6 protein-coding genes are annotated in these 6,594 nt (G+C 70.7%); 1 reads left to right on the plus strand and 5 read right to left on the minus strand.

Annotated elements, in window-relative coordinates; translation table 11 throughout:
• The 5 genes from ACOJTC_RS27840 to ACOJTC_RS27860 all read right to left on the minus strand — a co-directional run.
• Positions 1 to 956 (minus strand): glycoside hydrolase family 1 protein (locus ACOJTC_RS27840; protein WP_420119104.1); only part of this gene is annotated, 956 nt, incomplete at its 3' end.
• A 58-nt stretch (positions 957 to 1,014) separates the two neighbouring features.
• On the minus strand, positions 1,015 to 1,848 hold the full coding sequence (locus tag ACOJTC_RS27845) for a carbohydrate ABC transporter permease (protein WP_208567902.1): 834 nt from the start codon (positions 1,846 to 1,848) through the stop codon (positions 1,015 to 1,017).
• Positions 1,845 to 2,831, minus strand: a complete 987-nt coding sequence (locus ACOJTC_RS27850; RefSeq protein WP_420119105.1) for a carbohydrate ABC transporter permease — start codon at positions 2,829 to 2,831, stop codon at positions 1,845 to 1,847. The genes ACOJTC_RS27845 and ACOJTC_RS27850 overlap by 4 nt, the downstream gene beginning before the upstream one ends.
• A 56-nt stretch (positions 2,832 to 2,887) precedes the next feature.
• Positions 2,888 to 4,195, minus strand: coding sequence for an ABC transporter substrate-binding protein (locus ACOJTC_RS27855; RefSeq protein WP_420119106.1), 1,308 nt, complete (start codon positions 4,193 to 4,195; stop codon positions 2,888 to 2,890).
• A 298-nt stretch (positions 4,196 to 4,493) separates the two neighbouring features.
• Entirely contained in the window at positions 4,494 to 5,255 is a 762-nt protein-coding gene (locus ACOJTC_RS27860) for a maleylpyruvate isomerase family mycothiol-dependent enzyme (protein WP_420119107.1), read from the minus strand.
• Between the two features lie 70 nt (positions 5,256 to 5,325).
• Here ACOJTC_RS27860 and ACOJTC_RS27865 point away from each other — a divergent pair, with 70 nt between their 5' ends.
• Positions 5,326 to 6,417, plus strand: coding sequence for a UDP-N-acetylmuramate dehydrogenase (locus tag ACOJTC_RS27865; RefSeq protein WP_420119108.1), 1,092 nt, complete (start codon positions 5,326 to 5,328; stop codon positions 6,415 to 6,417).
• Positions 6,418 to 6,594 lie beyond the last annotated feature (177 nt).

Here is a 6,594-nt window from a genome sequence, read left to right on the forward strand (position 1 = left end):
CCGTCGACGCCGGGGCTGCCGTCGCCGACGACCGGCTCGCCGTGCAGCCGCTGCACCCGACCCGTCGAGTAGTAGTTGATGCCGAGCAGGTCGATCGGCGCCGCGATGATCTTCTCGTCGCCGTCCCGGACGAAGGTCGGCTCGACCAGCCGTGCCACGTGCTCACGGACGTCGTCCGGGTACCCGCCGACCAGCAGTGGATCGAGGAAGATCCGGTTGTGCAGGCCGTCGACCAGGCGTACGGCGGCGGCGTCGGCCGCGCTGTCCGCGTCGGCGGGCTGCACGTCGGCGGGGTTGAGCGTGATGCCGACCCGGGCCGCCCCGCCGGTCCGCAGCGCCTGGGCGGCCAGGCCGTGCGCGAGCAGCAGATGGTGTACGGCGGAGAAGGCCGCCCCGGCGTCCTGCACCCCGGGCGCGTGCACCCCGTTGCCGTACCCGAGGTACGCCGAGCACCACGGTTCGTTGAGCGTCGTCCAGGTGCGGATGCGGTCACCGAGCCGGGCGTGCACCGCCAGGGCGTAGTCGGCGAAGTGCTCGGCGGTCTCCCGGCTGGCCCAGCCGCCCCGGTCCTGCAACGTCTGCGGCAGGTCCCAGTGGTAGAGCGTGACGATCGGGTCGATGCCCCGGTCGAGCAGCGCGTCGGTCAACCGGTCGTAGAAGTCCAGGCCGCGCGGGTTGACCGGGCCGGTGCCGTCCGGCCTGATCCGGGGCCAGGCCACCGAGAACCGGTACGCGGCCAGCCCCAGCTCGGCCATCAGCGCCACGTCGTCGGCGTACCGGTGGTAGTGGTCGCAGGCGACGTCACCGGTGTGCCCCGCGAACACCTTGCCCGGCGTACGGCTGAAGGTGTCCCAGATGGACTCGCCGCGACCGTCGTCGCGGGCCGCGCCCTCGATCTGGTACGCGGCGGTCGCCGCGCCCCACACGAAGCCCTCCGGAAATCGAACCTCATTCACGCGGCTACCTCCTTCGTTCGCGACTGCGGGGCTCGCAAAACCGGCTCACTCCTCGCGCTCACGCTTTGACCGCACCTTCCATGATGCCGCCGATGATCTGGCGGCCGAACACGACGAACACCAGCAGCAGCGGCAGCGTCGCGATCGCCGTGCCGGTGAACACCTGCGACATGTCCTGGTAGTAACCGTCGGAGAGGGCCCGCAACGACAACTGCACGGTCGGGTTCTCCGGGTCGTTGAGCACAGCGTACGGCCAGAGGAAGTCGTTCCAGGTCGTCATGAACGTGAGCAGGCCGAGGACGGCGGCGGCCGGGCGCAGCGCGGGCAGCACCACGTTCCAGTAGATCCGCAGCGTGTGGCAGCCGTCGACCCGGGCGGCCTCGATCAGCTCGGTGCTGACCGCCTGAGCCGCGTACTGGCGCATCATGAATACGCCGAACCCGGTGACCAGGGCCGGGACGATCACCGCCGGCAGCCGGTCGTTCCAGTTCAGCTTGGTCATCAGCAGGTACAGCGGGATGACCCCGAGCTGGGTGGGCACCATCATGGTGGCGATGATGATCATGAGCAGCGCGTTGCGGCCCCGGAACCGCAGCTTGGCGAAGGCGAACCCGGCCAGCGTGGAGAAGAGCACCACCGAGAAGGTGACGCTGACCGCGACGATCGTCGAGTTGACCAGGCCGGTGAGGAAGTGCGCGTCGGGGTTGGCGAACAGCCGGGTGATGTTCGCGCCGAGGTTGCCACCGGGGGTGAGCGGTGGCGGAACCTGGCCCATCGCGTCGCTGCTGCGGCTGGCGACCACGAACATCCAGTAGATCGGGAAGATCGACAGCAGGGCGGTGAGCGTCAGTGCCGGGTAGGTGAGCCGGCCGGCCGACCAGATGCGGTTCATCGGTCCCCCTTGCGGGCGCCGCCGCCGAGCCGGCGCAGGATCAGTACGTTGATCGCCGCGACCACCGCGATCAGGGCGAAGAGCAGCCAGGCGACGGCCGAGCCGTAGCCGAAGTTGTAGTGCGGGGCGAAGGCGTTCTCGAACATGTACATGGTCATCGTCTGGGATTCGCGCAGCGGCCCGCCCCGGATCGCGTTGGTGCCGGAATTGAACAGCCGGGGCTCGGTGAACAGTTGCAGTCCGCCGATCGTGGAGATGATCACCGCGAAGATGATCGTGGGTTTGAGCAGCGGCACGGTGATCGACCAGAACTGCCGGGCCCGGCCGGCCCCGTCGATCGAGGCGGACTCGTACAGGTCGCGGGGGATGGCCTGCATCGCGGCCAGGAAGATCAGCGCGTTGTAGCCGGTCCACCGCCAGTCGACCATGGCGGAGATTGCCGTCCAGGCGGCGAGCCGGTTCGCCTTCCAGTCGATCGCGTCGACGCCGACCAGGTCGAGCAGCCAGTTGATCATGCCGAACTCGCGGCCGAACAGCACCGCGAAGACGATCGCCACCGCCGCCGTCGAGGTGACGTTGGGCACCAGCACCGCCATCCGCCAGGTGGTCCGTGCCCGTAGCCGGCGGTTGAGCAGGTTGGCCAGCCAGAGGGCGGCGAGCAGTTGCGGCACCGTGGAGAGGACGAAGATGCCGAGGGTGTTCACCACCGAGTTCCAGAAGTCGGCGTCGGCCAGCAGTTGGGTGTAGTTCTGCGCGCCCACGAAGGCCGGGTCCACCCCCAACAGGTCCCAGTCGTGCAGCGACACCCAGAACGTGTACGCCAGCGGATACAACCCGAAGATCGCGAAGAGCAGGAAGAACGGCGTCACGTACAGGTAGGGCGAGTACCTGACGTCGAGCCGGGCCAACCGGTGCTCCCGCTCCGGCCGTCTGCTCCGGGTCCGTACCGCCCCCGGCGGCGGACCGTCGACCTGAACAACCATCTCCCGTGCTCTTCCTCTCGTGGTCCCGGCCTGCACCTGCCCGCCCCCGCACGGGGTTACTTGGCGGCGGCCTTGCGGGCGTTGGTGGTGGCGTCGGTCCAGCCCTGGGCGGGGTTGCGCTGGCCCAGCTCGACGGTGCGCACGGCGTTCTCCACCTCGGTGCGGACGGCCTGGTTCTTGGGGCCCATGTAGACCGGCTTGAGGCTCTTGGCGCCGGCGGCGAAGATCCTGCCGACCGGGGCGTCGGAGAAGTACGCATTCGTCGAGTTGACGATCGCCGGGTCGTCCAGCGCCTGCGGGGACGACGGCAGCGGCCCCTTCTCCTGGAACGCGCCGATCTGGCCCTTGGCGCTGGTCAGGAACTTGGCCAGGTCGATCGCCTCGGCCTGGTGCCGGCTCTGCTTCGGCACCGCCAGGTATGAGCCGCCCCAGTTGCCGCCGCTGCCGGGCACCTGGGCGATGTCCCACTTGCCCTTGGCGTCCGGGCCGGCGTTGCCCTCGATCACCCCGGTCATCCAGGCCGGGCAGGCGATGGTGGCGAACTTGGCCTGCTTGAAGGCCGACACCCACTCCTCCGACCAGGCCCCGTACCGGCCGGACAGGCCGGAGTCGATGATGTCGACGGTGGTGTCGTACGCCTGGCGTACCGCCGGGTTGCTGTCGACCACCAGCTTGTCGGCGGTGTCGTAGTAGCTGTAGCCGGTGGTGTTGCCGGCGGTCTGCAACAGGATGGTGTTGAAGGTGTTGGTGGCGGCGTCCAGGAAGGCCGCGCCGGTGTTCTTCGCCTTGAACTGCTCGCCGACCCGCACGTAGTCCTGCCAGGTGGGCCAGAGCTTGGACACGGCCTCCCGGTCGGTGGGCAGGCCGGCGGCGGCGAAGAGGTCCTTGCGGTAGCAGATCGCCATCCCGCCGACGTCGGTGCCCAGCCCGATGAGCTGCTTGCCGTCGGCGGTCAGCCCGCCGTTCCACTTCCACTCCAGGAAGTTGCCCCTGAGGTCGGCGGCACCGTGGTCGAGCAGGTTGACGAAGTTCTGCGGGTTGGCCTTGTACTCGACCAGCAGCCCCTCCTCGATGGCGACCACGTCCCCGGCGCCCTTGCCGGCGGCGAGCCACTGGGTGAGCTTGGGGGAGTACTCGTCGAGGTTGCCGCCGGTGCCCCGCTCGACGATCTTGATGCCGGGGTGGTCGGCCTCGTACTGCCGGTAGAGCTTCTCGTAGCCGAACTGGCCGAACACGTCGACGGTCAGCGTGACCGGCCCGCCGTCGGCGGCCTCGTCGTCGCCGCCGCAGGCGGTGGTGCCGAGCAGCGCGGTGGTGGCCACCAGGGCGATCGCCGCGAGGCGGCGGCGGGAAAAGACACCCATGGGTCGGACCCCTCTCAGGTCGGGTGGTGGGGTGTGGACCTGCGTATGAGCGGGCCGCGCGGTCGTCGGCCCGGATTCGATCTCGGTGAGAGAGCGCTCTCACGACAGGGTGGTGGGTCGATGGACTCCTGTCAAGAGAGCGCTCTCTCGGACCGTCGTCGGACCGCACGGCCGACCGCCGGAGCTACGCCGGGACCGCCGTGAGCAGCCCGCCCGGAGCTAACACCGGGAACGCCGAGAGCGGCCGTCCCGGCAGGAACGGCCGCTCTCGGTACGCGGCGTACGGTGGGGGCGGGCGTCAGCCGACGCGCAGGCCCTCCAGCAGGGAACGGTCCCCCGCCACCCCCAGGGTGTCGAAGCTGATCCGGCCCCAGAGCGCCAGCAGCAGGTCGCTGGCCGAGCCGGTGACCTGCACCCGGGCGTGGTGGTCGTCGTGCCCGAAGACCGTCGCGGTGTCCAGCAGCGCCACCCCCTCACCACGCATCCGCAGGTACCAGTCCTGCGCGGCGTCGCTTGCGGTCAGGTGCACCACCCCCTGCCACTGCCCCGAACCGCTGCGCCGACCGGCCGGCAGCCAGGTGTCCAGCACCTCGCTGACCCCGTCGGTGGCGAGCTTCGCCTCGATCGGGTCACCTGCGGCGATCGCGAGCTGGGCGTCCCACCGGTGCACCGCCGTCTCGTGCGCCATCCGACGTGGCCAGAAACCGGCCTTCTTCGGCTGCGGCGCCCAGTTCCACGCCGGGGCCTCCGGGTCGAGCGCGTCGAACAGGGTCATCAACCGGTCGTACTCGTGCTGCCAGAGCTGGAGCGGCGTCAACCCGGCGGGCAGGTCGATGGTGTCGTCGCGGCTCGCCGGCTGCGCGGTGTCCCCGGCGCCGGCCACGGAGTGCACCCAGTGGTAGAGGCCGGCCAGGTGCACGGTCAGGTCCGCCACCGTCCACCCCGGGCAGGACAGCACGGGTGTCTCCGGCGGGGCCTCGGCGACGGCCGCGGCGAACGCCGGGCCGTCGACCCGGAGCGCTCCCAACCAGAAGTCCTTCGTGGCGTGCAGTCTGCTCATCGCAATCCTCCCCGGGGTGACCCGGCGACCAGTGGGTGCCGCGGCTACCCCTCAGCCTAGGGTGAAAGGCGTGTCAGACGTCTACGCCAAACCGACAACGGACGCGCAACCCGCCGATCCGGCCGCCCTGGCGGAATACACCACCCTGCGCCTCGGTGGCCCCGCCGCCCGCTGCGTGGCCGCCACCAGCGCCGACGAGATCGTCCACCGGGTCCGCGAGGCGCACCGGCGCGACGAACCGGTGCTGGTCCTGGCCGGCGGCAGCAACGTGGTCGTCGGGGACGCCGGTTTCCCCGGCACCGTCGTGCTGATCCGGTCGCGGGGCTTCGCCGTGGTCGCCGAGGACACCGACACCGTCACCGTACGGGTCGAAGCCGGCGAACCCTGGGACGACCTCGTCGCCGCCACCGTCGGCAACGGCTGGTCCGGCCTGGAGTGCCTCTCCGGCATCCCCGGTTCGGCCGGCGCGACCCCCATCCAGAACGTCGGCGCGTACGGCCAGGAGGTCGCCGAACGGATCACCGGCGTCCAGGTGTACGACCGCGCCGAGGACCGGCTGACCACCGTCGCCGCCCAGGACTGCGGCTTCGCGTACCGGGGGAGCATCTTCAAGTACAGCGACCGCTGGGTGGTGCTCTCGGTCGACTTCCGGCTGGACCGCTCGCCGGTGTCCGGGCCGGTCCGCTACGCCGAACTGGCCCGCTCGCTCGGCGTCGAGGTCGGTGACCGGGTGCCGCTGGCCGCCGCCCGGGACACGGTGCTGACCCTGCGCGCCGGCAAGGGCATGGTGCTCGATCCCGCCGACCCGGACACATGGTCGGTCGGCTCGTTCTTCACCAACCCGGTGCTCGACCGGGCGGCGTACGACCTGCTGCGCGAGCGCGCCGCCGACATCGGCGAACCCCCCTCCTGGCCCTGCCCCGGTGACCTGGTGAAGGTCAGCGCCGCCTGGCTGATCGACAAGGCGGGCTTCGCCAAGGGGCACCCCGGGCCGGGTGGCACCGCCATCTCCGGCAAGCACACCCTGGCCCTGACCAACCACAGCGGCACCGCCCGGACCGCCGACCTGATCGCCCTCGCCCGGGAGATCCGCGACGGCGTCCACACCCGCTTCGCCGTCCCCCTCCACCCCGAACCCGTCCTCATCAACTGCACCCTCTAACCCCCACCCGCCCCCTCCCACCCCGCCGGCCCCGCCCGTGTTGATCAAGAGGTTTGCGTCATCCTGGCCCGCCCCCGTGACGCAAACCTCTTGATCACCGAGCCCATCCCGGCGGGGCGGCGCGCGGTGCCGAGGTGGCCGGTGCCGGTGGGCGTGATCAAGAGGTTGGAGTCGTTC

It is taken from the genome of Micromonospora sp. (assembly GCF_048594385.1).
GTDB classification, from domain to species: Bacteria; Actinomycetota; Actinomycetes; order Mycobacteriales; family Micromonosporaceae; genus Micromonospora; species Micromonospora wenchangensis.